This is a genomic window from Flammeovirgaceae bacterium, from assembly GCA_015180985.1.
Taxonomy (GTDB): domain Bacteria; phylum Bacteroidota; class Bacteroidia; order Cytophagales; family Cyclobacteriaceae; genus UBA2336.
In genome coordinates, this window is record CP054185.1 from 1043995 (window position 1) to 1058499 (window position 14505).

Genomic DNA, 14505 nt, shown 5'->3' on the forward strand with positions numbered 1-14505 from the left:
CCCCCTTGAGGGGGGAGATGGGGGGTGTAAAAACGGTTGCCATAATCCTCAATGGAATTTCCCTCAAGAAGGATTATTTCTATATCAAAATTCTGCCTGCACTTCAGCATGTGGCTAAGGTACACGTGCATGAAACCCGCACCCGGCACGATGCCATTTCGCTGGCTTCTAAAGCCGTTGAAAAACGGTATGACGTTATCTATGCGGCCGGGGGAGATGGAACCTTAAACCAGGTGGTGAACGGTATGCTGGCCGGAAATGAGAATACGTACAAACTTCCTGTGCTTGGCCTCATCCCGCTCGGCTCCGGTAATGATTATGCACGCACCGTAAATATTAAATCAGATGCAGGGCATATCATCGGCCTGCTTATGGGGTTTGCCGCCAAGCCGGTAGATGTGGGCCGCATAACCTTTACCGGTGAGCCCGACAAACCCGTGTGTTACTTTATAAACATTGCTGATGTGGGCATGGGTCCGCAGGTGGTAAAGCGTCTGCTCGACAGCGGCCGGGTGTTCGGAACAACGTTAACGTACTACACTGCTATTCTGCAAACCTTTGCCACGTACCGGCTTCAAACTATCACGGTGAAAACACCCCAGTGGAGCTGGCAGGGTAAAGCACGGGTGGTGGCCGTAGGCAACGGCCGGTTTTTTGGCAGCGGCATTGGCATTACGCCCGAAGCCATACCTGATGACGGCCTGTTTAACTGCTGCATCGGAGGCCGTGTTTCGGCTTTTGATTTTTTAAAACTGCAAGGCAAAATGCGCAGTGGCAGGAGGGTGGTTCATCCGCTGGTTCACTATAACCAGGCTCAGTTAGTTGAGCTTACTTCCGATAAACCCTGCATGATCGAAGCCGATGGCGAACTGGCAGGAAACCTGCCGGTTACCATTGAAATGCTTCCCGGCAGGTTGAATTTTTTGTGGTAAGAAAAAACTCAAACAACCACTTCAAGTGACAGGTTGAAAATTCGCCTGATTAATTGGCCATGAACAGGGCACCCATTAAAGAAGCAAAAAAGACGAAGTAGAGAACGACAAAGATGGCCGTCCAAATCAAAGCCGCTTTCGCCCAGTTCGATTTATTTGGGTTATTGCCAGATGAGAATGCCCAGACAAAGAGCATAACAATTCCTACAACCGGAATTGCACAAATGAGTATGGTGATCATCCAGTCTTTAACCGACATCACCGGGGCTTGTTGATTTTCCATAATGTTTAGGGTTTAGTTAATGACTAAAAATAATCGCTTGTACTGAAAAATCCGAGAATTAATTTCATTTTAGAGCCTCATCCAAACACTATGAATCAGGAACTTGATCGGGTCTTCAGCCGGCTGGAAACCGCGCGAGTAAAGTTAGAAAAGCAGTTTTCTTTGGTAACGGAAGAAGACTGGCAACGTTCGCCCGGCCCCGGTAAGTGGTCAATGGCCCAGGTGTTTACCCACCTGCTTACTTCCGAAAAACTTTCGCTTGGCTACATGAAGAAGAAAGCGCAAGGCATCGAACAAGCCGGCACTTCGGGTATGTGGCAATCACTGACTATGCTTATCCTGATCATTTCCCAGCGCCGGCCTATGCTGAAATTCAAAGCACCAAAAGTGGTGATGGATAATACCCCACCGGCTATGAACAAACAGGATTTGTTTGTGGCCTGGGAAGAATCCCGGTTGGAATTAAAGAATTTTCTGGAAGGAATTAACAATACGCATGCGCGTAAACTGATTTACAAACATCCGGTGGCGGGCCGGCTTGATGTACGCCAGGCGCTGGTGTTTTTTGGTGAACACATCCGCCACCACCGGCCCCAGCTTATGCGCCTTCTGCATAAGAAGTGAGCAGGCCGGCAAATAATCCGTACAATCTTTTCTATACTTGTTCTTTCAAGCGCAGTTCCAATAATGCACCGTCACAACACTAAACACAGCCGCCACTGATTTATTATTATGCGTTTGTTTACATCAGCTGATGCTTCGCCCGCTCATGGAGCGGTTCAGCATAACAAAATCCCTGGTGCCCTGAGTAAGCGAAGGGCCTCTGTCAAACATCATGAACATTTAATGGTAATTTAAGGACATCCTAATCGCTAACGTATATGAAAAAGCATTTGTCATTATTATTCTGCCTGCTGTCAACGATTTATGCCTATGCCCAGCAAAAACTATTGAGTCCGAAGGAATTTCTTGGTTACGAACCGGGCGATCGGTTTACACGTCATCATCGTGTGGTAGACTATTTTCAATACGTAGCCAATACCTTGCCCCATGTAGATTTTCACCAGTACGGTGAAACCTACGAACACCGCCCGCTGGTGTATGTGGTGATTGCCTCACCCGAAAATTATGCACGGCTGGAGCAAATCCGCCAGGATAACCTCAGGCGTGCGGGCATGGCCGATGGCAGTCCGTCAACCAAAATCTCCATTGTGTGGCTGAGTTACAATGTGCACGGCAATGAGGCTAACTCCATGGAGGCATCTATGCAAACCCTGTACGAACTGGCCGATCCGAACAACGCCAAATCAAAAGAGTGGTTGAAAAATACGGTGGTGATTATGGATCCGTGCATCAACCCCGATGGGCGGGACCGGTATGCAAATTTTTATAATCAATACGGCAACCGAATTATAAACCCAAACCCGGAAGCAAAAGAACACCGCGAACCCTGGCCGGGCGGCCGCAGCAACCACTATTGGTTTGATTTGAACCGCGACTGGGCGTGGCTTACGCAAACCGAATCGCAGCAACGCATAAAAATTTATAACCAGTGGATGCCCCACGTGCATGTGGATTTCCACGAGCAGGGCTACGACAGCCCGTACTATTTTGCACCTGCTGCCGAGCCATACCACGAAGTGATTACCCCCTGGCAACGCGAGTTTCAGGTGATGATTGGTAAAAACCATGCGAAGTATTTCGATCAGCAGGGTTGGTTGTACTTTACCAAGGAGCGTTTCGATTTGTATTATCCCAGCTATGGCGACACCTATCCCACCTACAATGGCGCCATCGGAATGACGTACGAGCAGGCCGGAGGCGGCTCGGCCGGGCTGGCCATCCGCACGCGCGAGGGCGACCCGCTTACACTCAAAGACCGGCTTACACACCACCACACCACCGGCCTTTCCACCGTGGAGATTACCGCCATGAACGCCAACCGCGTGGTAGAAGAGTTTGAAAAATACTTCCGTGAAAACCTCAACAACCCGGCATCACCTTACAAAACGTATGTAATCAAAGCGGATAACAATCCCGATAAGGTAAAGCGGCTTACCGCTATTCTTGATGCACACCTGATTCGCTACGGCCATCCTTCAGCCGGCAAGGCAACACGCGGATATGAGTACACCACACAGTCTGCACAGAATTTTAACCTTACCACCGAAGATCTGGTAATAAATATTTACCAGCCGAAGTCGCGGTTGATAACAACGCTGTTCGAACCGGTTTCAAAACTACCGGATTCAGTAACGTACGACATCACCGCCTGGAATTTGTTTTATGCTTATGGCCTGAAAGGCTATGCGTTGAGTGAACGGATTAATCCGGGCAAACCGTATCAGCCCAAAGAAGCGGCCAACAAACCGGCTGAGGGTAAACCGTACGCGTATGTGTTCAACTACAACAGTGTTGCCGATGTGGAGTTTTTATGTGCGCTGATGAAAAAAGGTATTAAGGTGCGTTCATCGCTTGCGGCATTCAAGGTAAACGGAGAGAGTTTTGATGCCGGGGCATTGGTTGTTACCCGAAGGAACAACGAAAATGTAACCGACTTTGATAACCTGGTGCAGGGACTGGCGAAAGAGTATAACCGCAGGTATTTGGCGGCCAGTACAGGATTTGTAGAAACGGGGAGTGATTTCGGATCCGGATCCGTGAATTACTTAAAGCCTCCACGCGTGGCCGTGCTGGTGGGCGATCAGGTTTCATCGTTGTCAGCCGGGGCCATCTGGCATTTTTTTGAGCAGGAAATCAAATTCCCGTTAACCCAGATTGGCACGGAATACTTTCGTTCGGTTGATTTAAAAAATTACGATGTGCTGGTGGTGCCGGAAGGGCGTTACTCATTATTTGATGAAGAGACAATGAAAAAAGTTACGGACTGGGTTTCAGGTGGTGGTCGCCTTATTTTGATTTCCGGTGCCCTCAATTCATTTGCCGATAAAAACGGATTTGCCCTGAAGAAGTATGCCACCGAGGATGCAAAGAAGGAAGCGGAGAAAAAAGAAAAGGAAGAACAGGCGAAAAATGCGCTTTTAGCCTATGAAGAATCCGAGCGCAAAGGCATTTCAAGCCTTATTTCCGGTGCCATCTACAAAGTGGCGCTGGACAAGTCGCACCCGCTTGCCTTTGGATTGGGTAATACTTACTACACCCTTAAAACCAACGAACTTTATTTCAGTTACCTGCAGGGCGGCTGGAACGTGGGCGTTATTAAAGGAAAAGCAAAACCCATACAGGGTTATGCCGGCTATAAGATAAACGCAAAACTGGATAACTCTTTTGTGCTGGGTGTTGAGGATAAGGGCCGCGGTACGGTGGTGTATTTTGTTGATGATCCGCTGTTCCGGAATTTCTGGGAGAACGGCAAAATGCTGTTCAGCAATGCGGTGTTTATAGTAGGGCAGTAACCTCACCCCCGTCTCGCTTCGCTCGACTTCCCCCTCTCCTGCAGGAGAGGGGGATAGGGGGTGAGGTTATAATGCCGCCAGCGCAGCATCATAGTTTGGTTCCTGACCGATGGCCGGCACCAGTTCGGTGTATTTGATTTTTCCCTGTTTATCAATAACCACCACGGCACGGGCGCACAGGCCGGCAAAGTTGCCGTCAACCAGTTCAACGCCATAGTCTTTCGAAAAACCCCGGCCGCGGAAATCGGTAGCGGTAATCACATTACTTATTCCTTCTGCTCCGCAGAAGCGCTTCATGGCAAACGGCAAATCTTTTGAAACGCAGAGTACAGTCGTATCGGAAAGAGAGGCTGCCCGCTTGTTGAATTCACGAACGGAAGTGGCGCACACGCCCGTATCGATGCTAGGAAAAATATTGAGCACCACATTTTTTCCGGCGAACTGGTTCAGGGTTATGTCCTTCATGTCGTTACCGGTTAAGGTAAAGGCCGGTGCTGCTGAGCCGGTTGCCGGCAGGTTGCCGATGGTGTTTACTACGTTTTCGCCAAGTTTGGTTTGTGCCATATTCAGGTGGTTAAGGGTTCAAGGTTTAAAGTTCAAAGTTCAGCATTCATCAGTCGTTATTCAGGCAACTGCTGAGTTAACAAAATTCTAAAGCATTGGTTTACTCAATGCCCTGCTTAATTCCTTTCTCCACAGCCGGCACACCGCGTTTCATCCAGTCGGGCATGGGTGCGTCTTTCAGGTAGTGATCAAAAAACTGCATCATCCGCTTGGCAAAGTCGGTGCGGTCCTGCCGCTGGGTAAGTCCGTGGCCCTGGCCGTTGTAGTTCAGCATCCATACCGGTTTGCCCAGCCTGCGCAGGGCCATGTAGTACTCAATGCCCTGGTACCAGGGCACAGCGCCATCGGCATCGTTGTGCATCATCAGCAAAGGCGTTTGCACTTTGTCGGCAAAAAAGATGGGCGAGTTTTCGATGTACAGCATGGGCTTTTCCCACAAGGTGCCGCCAATGCGGCTCTGCGATTTTTCGTACTGGAACATCCGGCTCAGGCCGCTTTCCCAGCGGATGCCCCCGTACGCGCTAATCATGTTGGCTACGGGTGCGCCCGCTTCGGCTGCGCGAAACAGGTTGGTGCGGGTAATCATGTAGGCAATCTGGTAACCGCCCCAGCTGTGCCCCTGTATGCCGATGCGTTTTTCATCTACAAATCCTTTGGCAATCAGCGCGGTTACACCCGGCATGATGCAGTTCAGCGCGCTCTCACCGGGGTACCCGATTTTGTACACTACATCGGGAACGAAAACCACATACCCGTTGCTGGTATACAGCGAAAAGTTAATGAACGAGCGGATGGGGGCAGGAGCATAATGCTGGTGGATGTCGTCTGCATATTTTTCGTAGAAGTAAACTATCATCGGATACTTCTTTTTTGGATCGAACCCTTCAGGTTTGTAGAGCAATCCTTCGAGCGGAATGTTGTCGGCAGATGTCCACTGCACCCGTTCAACGGTGCCCCACAAGTACCGGCTCATCTGCGGGTTGGCGTTGGAGAGTTTTCGGGGCGATGCAAAGGTGGCATCGGCCGTCCATACATCCGGAAACTCCCGGAAGCTTTCGCGGGTGAAGGCGAAGGTATTTGCTTCGCGCGCTTTGATCAGGTTACCAAAACGGTAATCGCCCATAATCAGTTTGGTAAGTTTACCGTCTTTGAGCGATAGTTTGTAAAAACCCGATTGCTTTGTGGTTTCATTAAAGGCGCTGAGGTAGAGTTCTTTTTCCGGATCGATGAAGCGTTCTTCCGGATCGAGGCGCAGGTAACGGAAGCGGGTTTTCTCCTGCCTTCCGGTTTTTGTCAGGTTTACCGGTGCTTTTTTGTTTTCCGGATCGAACAGCCAGATGTCGTACCGGTCATACACCAGCAGCGAAGCATCGTTGGCGGTAAAGCCGGCCAGGCCGTACGATGACGGGTAGTCGGGATGATCATCTTCTTCGTCAGCAAATCTTACCTTCAGGTTTTCGGTTAGCTTCACTGTTTTTTTGCCGGCAACCGAATAGCTGTACCAGGCCGTATCCGGACTGCTGAACCAAACCACGTAACTGGCCTTGGGCGAAAGGCGTGCATTGCCTTTTACTTTTTGCTGAATGATCTGCGTTGTGCCGTCATTCACATTGACCAACGTCAGATCTTTGTACACATTCGTGTCCCAGGTGCGCATTACCAGGTAGGGCGTTTCGTTTTGCGCAAGGGCGATACCGGCATTGCCTTCATCACCGGTTTCGATGGAAGGCATTTTTTCATGGGCCAGCTGAACGATGCGGTTTGGTGTTGCAAGGTGAATTACCGAAGCGTATGATCGCCTCTTGTCTTCCTCCAGCCTGCGGTTTTGCATGGGGTAGATGTAGTCATCTTTCCAGGTCCATACTTCCACGTTTACAATTTCTTCACTTAACAGGGTAGTATCCTGAACAACAGGCTTTGGAGAAATGCCTAAAAACAATTTGGAGCCGTCTTTCGAAAATTGCGGTGTGTAATTTTCATTCACAATCCAATCACCGGGCAAACCGTTGGTTTTTTCATCAGCCAGCAAACTGGATGATGGACTCCCTTTTTTCCAGTGGTACAGTTTGTGGTAGCGGATTAGTGCCTTGGTGGTGTCGGCATCTACCAGAAAAGCCGTTTGGGTGCCGTCATCGCTGATGGATAAGCCTTTTACTTTGTGTTTGCTTTTTACTTCAAGCAGTTGGCTGAGTTGATTGGTTTGCAAATCGTACCAGTAAATACCTGCTTTTAATGTTGAGTCGTTGCCCGTTGAATGAAACAACAATCCCTGCCCGTATTTGGCAAAGGTATAGTCCTTCACAAAACCAAAGCGTGTTTCTGTGTTGGTGTTCAGGTTTCGAAGCACCAGGGTATAGCCGTTATCATCGGTATTCTTTTTAACTTTTTTGGGTTTTGTGTTTTTCCGGGCCGTGTCAGGTTTTGTGGCCGGAGCCGGTTTACTTTCTTTTGGCGCTTCAAGCTGGTAAGCCAGCCAGCCACCTGATTTTTGCGGCACTTTGAACGACTTTACATCCGGAATTTTTTCGGTCTTGCGGCTGCTGAAAGAAAACAGACCGAGGGAGTCTTTGGGGAGATCGTCTTTTTTCTTCTTCTGCCTGCGCAATTCTTTTACCAGGTTTTTCTGCGGTTTGATTTTAAACACCGCATAACGCCCGTCCCAGGTAAGTACAATATCAGAAGCGCGCTTCACCGAATCCTGTGTATTTGTTTTCAACGAATGAAAAACAATTTTGCCATCGCCATCCTGCGGGTTAATGGTATAAACTGCAAACGCGCCATCGGGCGTGAGCGCCCGGTAGGGTATTTCTTTCCAGTTGTCGTACACATCGTGCGAGAGCGGTTTCTTGGGTTGGGGTTGAGCGGCTTTCTGTTTTTGCGGATAGGCCGCGACAGCAATCAACAGCGCTGCGGAAAAGCAAATCAGTTTTTGCATGACGTTGAAAATTTTTTGAATAAACATAACCAAACCCATCCGGCCGGCAAACGGGTTTTTTGCGGGTGAACCGGGCTTTTCAACTGATGGTTTTTCCTGTATTTTGCGTGCCCATCCGCAGAAAAAATGGAGTAATTATGGTAAAGAGGGCGTTTTTAGTGTGGACAACCATTGCAGCAGTGGTTTCCGTATTGTTTGTATCGGGTTGCAATGACGATGAAACGCCCTCCATCGGTTTTAAAACCGAAACCTCAACGGTTACCGAAGGCAGCACGGTAAAGGTGCAATTCAGTGCATCGGTACCCAGCGGAGTAACACCGTTAATTGAGTTGAGTGGCACAGCAACAGAAGGTACTGACTACACGTTCACCATGGATGCAAAGGAGATCACCTTTACCGTTCCGGACGATTTTATGTACGACCCCAACGAGACCATCATTGTTGAGATAACTGATTTTGACGGCAAGGCCAACGTAGGAGGCAAAAGCGTTCACACCATCACGATAACGGATAAAGACGAAACCGCCACCCCCGGATTGCGTGTGGAATTGCGCTGGGATGTTGACCCGGTAACCACCGGCAACCAGCCTGGCGATGTGGATATGGATTTGTTTTTGTGGATTGAAGAGCCTGCCGGTTCGGATGATTATGAGTTGATTGACGGATCGGTTCAGATAGGGAACGGATTTGAGTTTGTGTTTCTTCCCACCAACAACCCGACTGATTATCCCAATCGGGCTTACGGACTGGGCTATAACTATTACAGCGGCTCATCGGATAACCTGAAGGTAAATGTGACCTTTAAAGTGTTCAAGGGAAATATTGACGGTGGCCTGAACAAACTGGAGTCAACAGCTACATATACATTGGCCAACATAAATCCATGGGTCGATACTGATGAATTTTACATCGTTCAGTTCTTTGAAAAAGAGAATGCCAACTTCAACAACTTCACCGACATTTTTGTGCCGGTAAGCGGCTCGCGCGCAAAAAAACTGCAGGCTAAACTTACCGAAGCACTGAAGGAAAAGAAGAAGCGCAGGTAAGAGTCGTCCTACGACTTAAAGTCGTAGGACGACTGCTCCTCTCTAATTCCTTTATCCGTTTCTTCAACCGGCTAACCAGCCAGGTTTGAAATCCTACTGCCACAGCCAAGGCAGTATAAATCAAGATTTGAGCATAGGTGGTATGAAGTTTAAAAAATATTCCGATTATCAGGAGGACGGAACATATAAAATACACTAATCCTTCATATTTCATGTCTTGCTAATAATTAGTGAATTATCAATCGACTTAAAGTCGTAGGACGACTTTTCTCAGTTATCCCAACTGCACGGTTCCCAATCCGTACCGATCGGCTGGCCGGGCGGGGCCGGCACTAATTTTTCACTCTCAAATTTGCCCGGATGTTCGCGGTAAGCCTGTATCGTGTTCAGCAAATAGGCATAGTGCGCCTTCCAGCTTTCGGTGGTGGTTGACTTCGATTTTTCAGCGAGCCAGTTTTTCAACTGATCAATTTTAAGCAAGGCTATGGCACGTGCCGGTGCCGAGGCGTTATTGTTGCTGCTTAAGTCAATCAGGTTATTCAATGTTGCATAGTTGACGGTCATCTGCACCAAGCCATTGTAACCCGGCAAGCCGTTACTTTTTATGGTCGAATTAATCACCCGGTCGATTACGCTTTCCAGCGATGGCTGCTGGTTGCTTAACGCATTGTGCTGTACCAAACGGGTAGCGCGTGCAGGATTGAACAGTAACCTGAGCACCATATCGGCAGCGCTTTCGGCATAGGCCAGCGGATCGAAAGCAAGGTCGGTGCGTGTGCGGATCACTTCACGGCTGCGCGGATACCCGCTGGGATGGGGAGGAATGTTTTTGATCAGTTCGGCCGGCAGCGTGAGAGATTGGGGCGTTACTGTGTTGAGCAATGCATCCAACGCTTTTTGCTGCTGCGCAGCAGGAATCATTTCGGCAACCGGCTGGCCATCGCCCCGCAGCGCGTACCGGTAATTCAAACCTCCGAGGATTTTCGAAGCGGCTTCGGCCTGGTAGCGGTGAAAGAAGTACATGGGCACCAGCACAACTTCAAGCATGGCCATGGGTGTGCCTTCGCGTATGTTTTTCTCACCGAAGTTTTTTAACGCTACCGATCGGATTTGCATAACCCGGTTCAGTTCATCGGCTGCATCCTTGCCGTTATCCCACAGGTGGGCGTACGGGTGTGCGCTTCCTTCGGGCCGGGCGTCCTGGTCAGACAGGAAAGTAAGGCCTGCCCGCAAACTGTTTTGAATAATTTTTTCGAGCTCTTCTGCTTCGCTGGTGCCTTCCGGAAAATGCTGGTAGCCGTAAGCGATGGAAACTTTATCCCACGCCCCGATTTTGTCGTCATAGGCTCTGGAGAGATCAATTTTTCCATCAACAAGGTTTACCACCGGGTGGGGGTAATCCATTACCGAAGCCAGGTTTTCAGAAGAGGACGCATAGCTGTGGGCAAGCCCCAGCGTGTGGCCTACTTCATGAGCGGAAAGCTGACGCAGGCGGGCCAACGCCATTTGCTGCATCTCAGGCGGAACGGTGCGGCCATCGGCATAGGGAGCCAGCAGTCCTTCGGCAATCAGAAAATCCTGCCGCACCCGCAGCGAACCCAGCGACACATGGCCTTTGATGATCTCACCGGTACGCGGGTCGCTTACCGAAGCGCCATACGACCACCCGCGGGTGGAACGGTGTACCCACTGAATTACGTTGTAGCGTACATCCATGGGGTCGGCATCTTCGGGCATCAATTCTACAATAAAGGCATTGCGGTAACCAATTGCTTCAAAGGCCTGGTTCCACCAGCGGGCGCCATCCAGTAAGGCGGAGCGGATCGGTTCAGGCGTTCCGCGATCGAGGTAATACACAATGGGTTTAACCGGATCACTGATGGATGCTCTCGGATCTTTTTTCTCCAGCCGGTGGCGGTTAATAAAACGCTTTTCGATGGGCTCCTGGATGGGTGTGGCATAATCGTAAAACGAAATGCCGAAGTAGCCGGCCCGCGGATCAAATTTGCGTGGTTTGTAATTGGCATCGGGTAACTGTACAAATGAATGATGCTGCCGTACGGTAACACTGTTGGGGGTGGGCGTTACACTGCGGATGTAACTGCCCGTTGCCTGCCCGGTAAACGTGAGTGTAACTTCCACCTCGGTGTTCTGCGGAAAGTTTTTGGTGCGCGGCAGGTAAAAGGCCGAGCGCGTTTTATCGAGTGTGTAATTGCCTTGCTGCATGCCGCGCAACCGGCCGGTAACATCGTGCGCATCCTGAAAGTAAAAATCGGTGGCGTCAACCAATACCTTGCCGGGCTCTTCGGCCGTTACGGTAAAGCCCCACAACACCGATTGGGCAAAGGCCTGCTCTACGGCTTTTTGTTCCTCCTTGTTATCGGTGATCGCGCGGAAGCGGTAGTTCGGTTGTACCATTAAAATTTTTGGTCCCCTGCGTTCGAACTTTACGATGCGGTCATCACCCAGCTGCCCGCGATCGAGCCCGATGTCGTTGGAGCCGATACCGGCAGGCAGGGAATTGACGTACAGGAATTCGGTATCGAACTTATCAATCAGCAGGAAAATCCTGTCCTGCTTTTCATCGTAGTAAAAATCAAAGTAGCCGGGATAGTGCTTCATGCCGGTCACTTTGGCGGCAATGCCTGTGGCGGGTGGCTGGGTTACGGGTTGAGTATCGGGTTTTTTCTTTTGGGCGGATGCTTCAAAAAGAAGAAGGGCGCAAACGAGGAGCAGCAAATTTTTCATAATGAAAGGTTAAGGCAAGTAAGCTAAGAAGTTTGGCGGGTATGGCAAAGGTGGTTTATTGGAATGTGGTCACCGCAGCAACTGCACCCATCCTTTAGCTGTTCCTATCTTTCCGTTTTTGCCTTCGTAACGTAGCAGCCAGTAATAAACCCCCGCTGGTGCATTGTTGCCATCCCACCCGGTCTCTACATCGCGGGTGTAAAATATGCGCTGCCCCCACCGGTTGATGATGGTTAAATCAGCATCCAGCATGTGGTCAAACGCAATGGGTTTAAACACGGGGTTGTAGCTGTCACCGTTGGGCGTAAACACATTGGGCATGTCAATAACGGGGTCTTCAAACCGGAAGTAAGACGCGATGAAGTTGGGTAGGCCAACTATGTTTTTTCTTCCGCCTAATGAAACACCTTTACTAATAAAATTGCAGGCTTTACCTTCCTGGCCGGGGTTGTTGATGACGGCCAGATGTTCCGAATCATTGGTAATGTCGTTGCAGCGCGAAATGTAAATGCGCCCGTCAGGCCCAAGTTGCATGGCGTTGAGCGAGCCAACAAATTCCCCAACTTTTGTTAGGTTTTTCGAACGAATTGAATATTGCCATACTTCACTCGGGTCTTCAGCAATATTAACACCACATGCTGACAGCGCTAAGCTATAAGTAAAATATACCTGCCTACTGTCAGGGGAAAATTCGATTCCATAATATTGGCCAAGCCGATTGTCTGAATGAGCGGTAAAGGAGTCAATCAAGCCAGTGATTTTACCGGTGCCGGAGTCAAAAAAAAAATCTCGACCTTTCTAGAATAAAAAATCACCAACCCCAGTAACGAGCCATTTGGTGAAATTTTCATGCCTCCCATTGCATTGTAATTATAGCTTATTCCTGGAACCGTGTCCCCGCCTCGATGCACCGTGCCAACGCAACTGATCACAGGGGGCATTTCAATCCCGTCTTTAGTAATCAGATAGGACCTGAAGCAGTTGCTTTCCCACTCATGGAACACCACCCAGATGTCGGTGCCGTTGGCATGGTGTACGGCTGAAACTTTTTCGGTGGTTTTTTTGAACAGCAGGATATTTTTTTGTGTGACATCACCTAAACCGCTTTCCAGGCGCATGTTCACAACGGAATAATGACAACCAACAGAATCATTGCCAAAAAGCACATTGTAATTGGGCGACATCGTGAAAATAAAAAAAATAGAATCATTTTTAGGCTGTGGAACAATTAATGTTTGTGTGGTTGAATTGTGGCCCCAAAGGTTTCTACCGTTTGGCATTACCTCATGCAAGCTGTTAAAAACTTTTTCCCCATCAGTGTAAAAAAGCAGGTTGCCCTCCGAATCGGAGATTACCGCTGTTCCTTCACCATGTCCATAAGAAACCTTACCATCTAAAAGTGCTGGTGGCGGTTGTGAACCGAAATTCAATCCAGCCCGGTTGCCAAAGAACCAGTTATAGGCTTCTTTCTGGCCAAAAACCTTAATGCAAACAACCAGGTAAAGAAGGGCGGACAACAGAATACGCATGGCTTTGGCAGAGGCTTACAGTTTGGAAATTGAAAGCGGGAGGCAAAACTCCCGCTTTCAAAAATAATTTTATTCCACAATAATCCGTTGTTCAATACGCTGGTTGGGCAGTTGCACTTTAAAGAAGTAGGTATCTTTCTTTAAATCGCTCACGTCAAGCACCAGGGCATTTTTGCGCGTTGCCCCGCTTTTAACGGTTGCCCCGTTTTTGTCAATCAGCCTGTAGCTGTATTCAAAGTCAACCATTTCCTTACCGCCCGGCTCCAGCACAAAGTTAATCTGCTGTTGTGTGGGGTTGGGGTAGCCCATCATAAATTGCTGGCCTCCGCTGCAATCGCCCGTGAAAAACGTGGTGCAGGCCTGTGGCCCTTCACCGCATGAGTTGGCATAGGCCACGCACAGGGTGTGCTGACCTGCTTGCAGCGGGTTGAGGATAAGGGAAATGTAGGCGTAATGCAAGTCGGTGGTGAGCACCAGGTTACCATCAATATACCAGTTGTAGAGCGGCCCACCGCTGCAGGTTTGGGCGTACAGTGTGTTGCAGGGTTCCAGCACCAGGTTAGAGGGCGCGCAGGCCTGCCCGCCCGGCAGGCCGATGGAAAGACTTTTGAAGGCCGTGCCGCCACACTCGGCAGGCACGGAAGCGGTAATGGTTGCCGTACCGGTAACACCGGGCAGTACGGTTACCGTAAACGGGTTGCCGGTGCCACTGGCCGGAGTAACCAGCGTACCGGGGCCGGCCGTCCAGCTGACCACAGCCCAGCGGCACATTCACGGCTGTAAAAGTTACCGGGCCGGGACTGCACACCTCGTCAGGCCCGATGATGCCGAGCGGCAGGTCGGTGGTGTTGTAGCCGATCAGAAAAGCATCTATACTGGTGGCGGTAAAGGCGGTGAAGTTGCCGCAGGTGGTGAAATCGCCCGTGCCCTGAAAGTTGCCGCCCAGCACCAGCTTTCCGGCCACCAGCCGGGCGCCATTTATTTCGTGTAAGGGAGGGTCAATGTTAAAGTCAATCCTGCGGGCCCACTGGCATGCCAGGTTAGACAGGGAA

Annotated in this window: 12 protein-coding genes; 5 read left to right on the plus strand and 7 right to left on the minus strand. The window is 49.8% G+C overall.

The features are described from left to right. The first annotated feature begins 5 nt into the window (after positions 1-5). Positions 6-932 (plus strand): diacylglycerol kinase family lipid kinase, encoded by a 927-nt coding sequence (locus tag HRU69_04950; GenBank protein ID QOI96880.1) that lies wholly within the window; start codon positions 6-8, stop codon positions 930-932. 49 nt (positions 933-981) lie between these two features. Here the strand turns inward: HRU69_04950 and HRU69_04955 are convergent, their stop codons facing one another. Then, positions 982-1215 (minus strand): hypothetical protein, encoded by a 234-nt coding sequence (locus HRU69_04955; protein ID QOI96881.1) that lies wholly within the window; start codon positions 1213-1215, stop codon positions 982-984. A 90-nt stretch (positions 1216-1305) separates the two neighbouring features. On the opposite strand from HRU69_04955, the gene HRU69_04960 reads away from it, so the two are divergent. Together HRU69_04960 and HRU69_04965 are read left to right on the plus strand one after the other, a co-directional pair. Beyond that, positions 1306-1839, plus strand: a complete 534-nt coding sequence (locus HRU69_04960) for a DinB family protein (protein QOI96882.1) — start codon at positions 1306-1308, stop codon at positions 1837-1839. A 257-nt stretch (positions 1840-2096) separates the two neighbouring features. Beyond that, entirely contained in the window at positions 2097-4631 is a 2535-nt protein-coding gene (locus tag HRU69_04965; protein ID QOI96883.1) for a zinc carboxypeptidase, read from the plus strand. 66 nt (positions 4632-4697) lie between these two features. Here HRU69_04965 and tpx read toward each other — a convergent pair whose 3' ends face one another. Both tpx and HRU69_04975 read right to left on the minus strand, forming a co-directional pair. After that, complete coding sequence (gene tpx, locus HRU69_04970; GenBank protein ID QOI96884.1) at positions 4698-5195, minus strand: thiol peroxidase; 498 nt, start codon at positions 5193-5195, stop codon at positions 4698-4700. 100 nt (positions 5196-5295) lie between these two features. After that, on the minus strand, positions 5296-8130 hold the full coding sequence (locus HRU69_04975; GenBank protein QOI96885.1) for a S9 family peptidase: 2835 nt from the start codon (positions 8128-8130) through the stop codon (positions 5296-5298). Positions 8131-8216: 86 nt separating this feature from the next. On the opposite strand from HRU69_04975, the gene HRU69_04980 reads away from it, so the two are divergent. Further along, positions 8217-9176, plus strand: coding sequence for a hypothetical protein (locus tag HRU69_04980; protein ID QOI96886.1), 960 nt, complete (start codon positions 8217-8219; stop codon positions 9174-9176). Between the two features lie 270 nt (positions 9177-9446). Here the strand turns inward: HRU69_04980 and HRU69_04985 are convergent, their stop codons facing one another. The 4 genes from HRU69_04985 to HRU69_05000 all read right to left on the minus strand — a co-directional run bounded on the left by HRU69_04985 (position 9447) and on the right by HRU69_05000 (position 14092). Beyond that, on the minus strand, positions 9447-11924 hold the full coding sequence (locus HRU69_04985) for a zinc-dependent metalloprotease (protein QOI96887.1): 2478 nt from the start codon (positions 11922-11924) through the stop codon (positions 9447-9449). Positions 11925-11993: 69 nt separating this feature from the next. Then, on the minus strand, positions 11994-12458 hold the full coding sequence (locus tag HRU69_04990; GenBank protein ID QOI96888.1) for a gliding motility-associated C-terminal domain-containing protein: 465 nt from the start codon (positions 12456-12458) through the stop codon (positions 11994-11996). A 212-nt stretch (positions 12459-12670) separates the two neighbouring features. After that, positions 12671-13354, minus strand: a complete 684-nt coding sequence (locus HRU69_04995) for a hypothetical protein (GenBank protein QOI96889.1) — start codon at positions 13352-13354, stop codon at positions 12671-12673. Between the two features lie 168 nt (positions 13355-13522). After that, positions 13523-14092, minus strand: coding sequence for a T9SS type A sorting domain-containing protein (locus HRU69_05000; GenBank protein ID QOI96890.1), 570 nt, complete (start codon positions 14090-14092; stop codon positions 13523-13525). Between HRU69_05000 and HRU69_05005 the strand changes: the two genes are divergently transcribed. Next, a complete protein-coding gene (locus HRU69_05005) occupies positions 14070-14444 on the plus strand; it encodes a hypothetical protein (protein QOI96891.1) in 375 nt (124 codons plus the stop codon). The two genes, HRU69_05000 and HRU69_05005, sit on opposite strands and share 23 nt — an antisense overlap. Positions 14445-14505 lie beyond the last annotated feature (61 nt).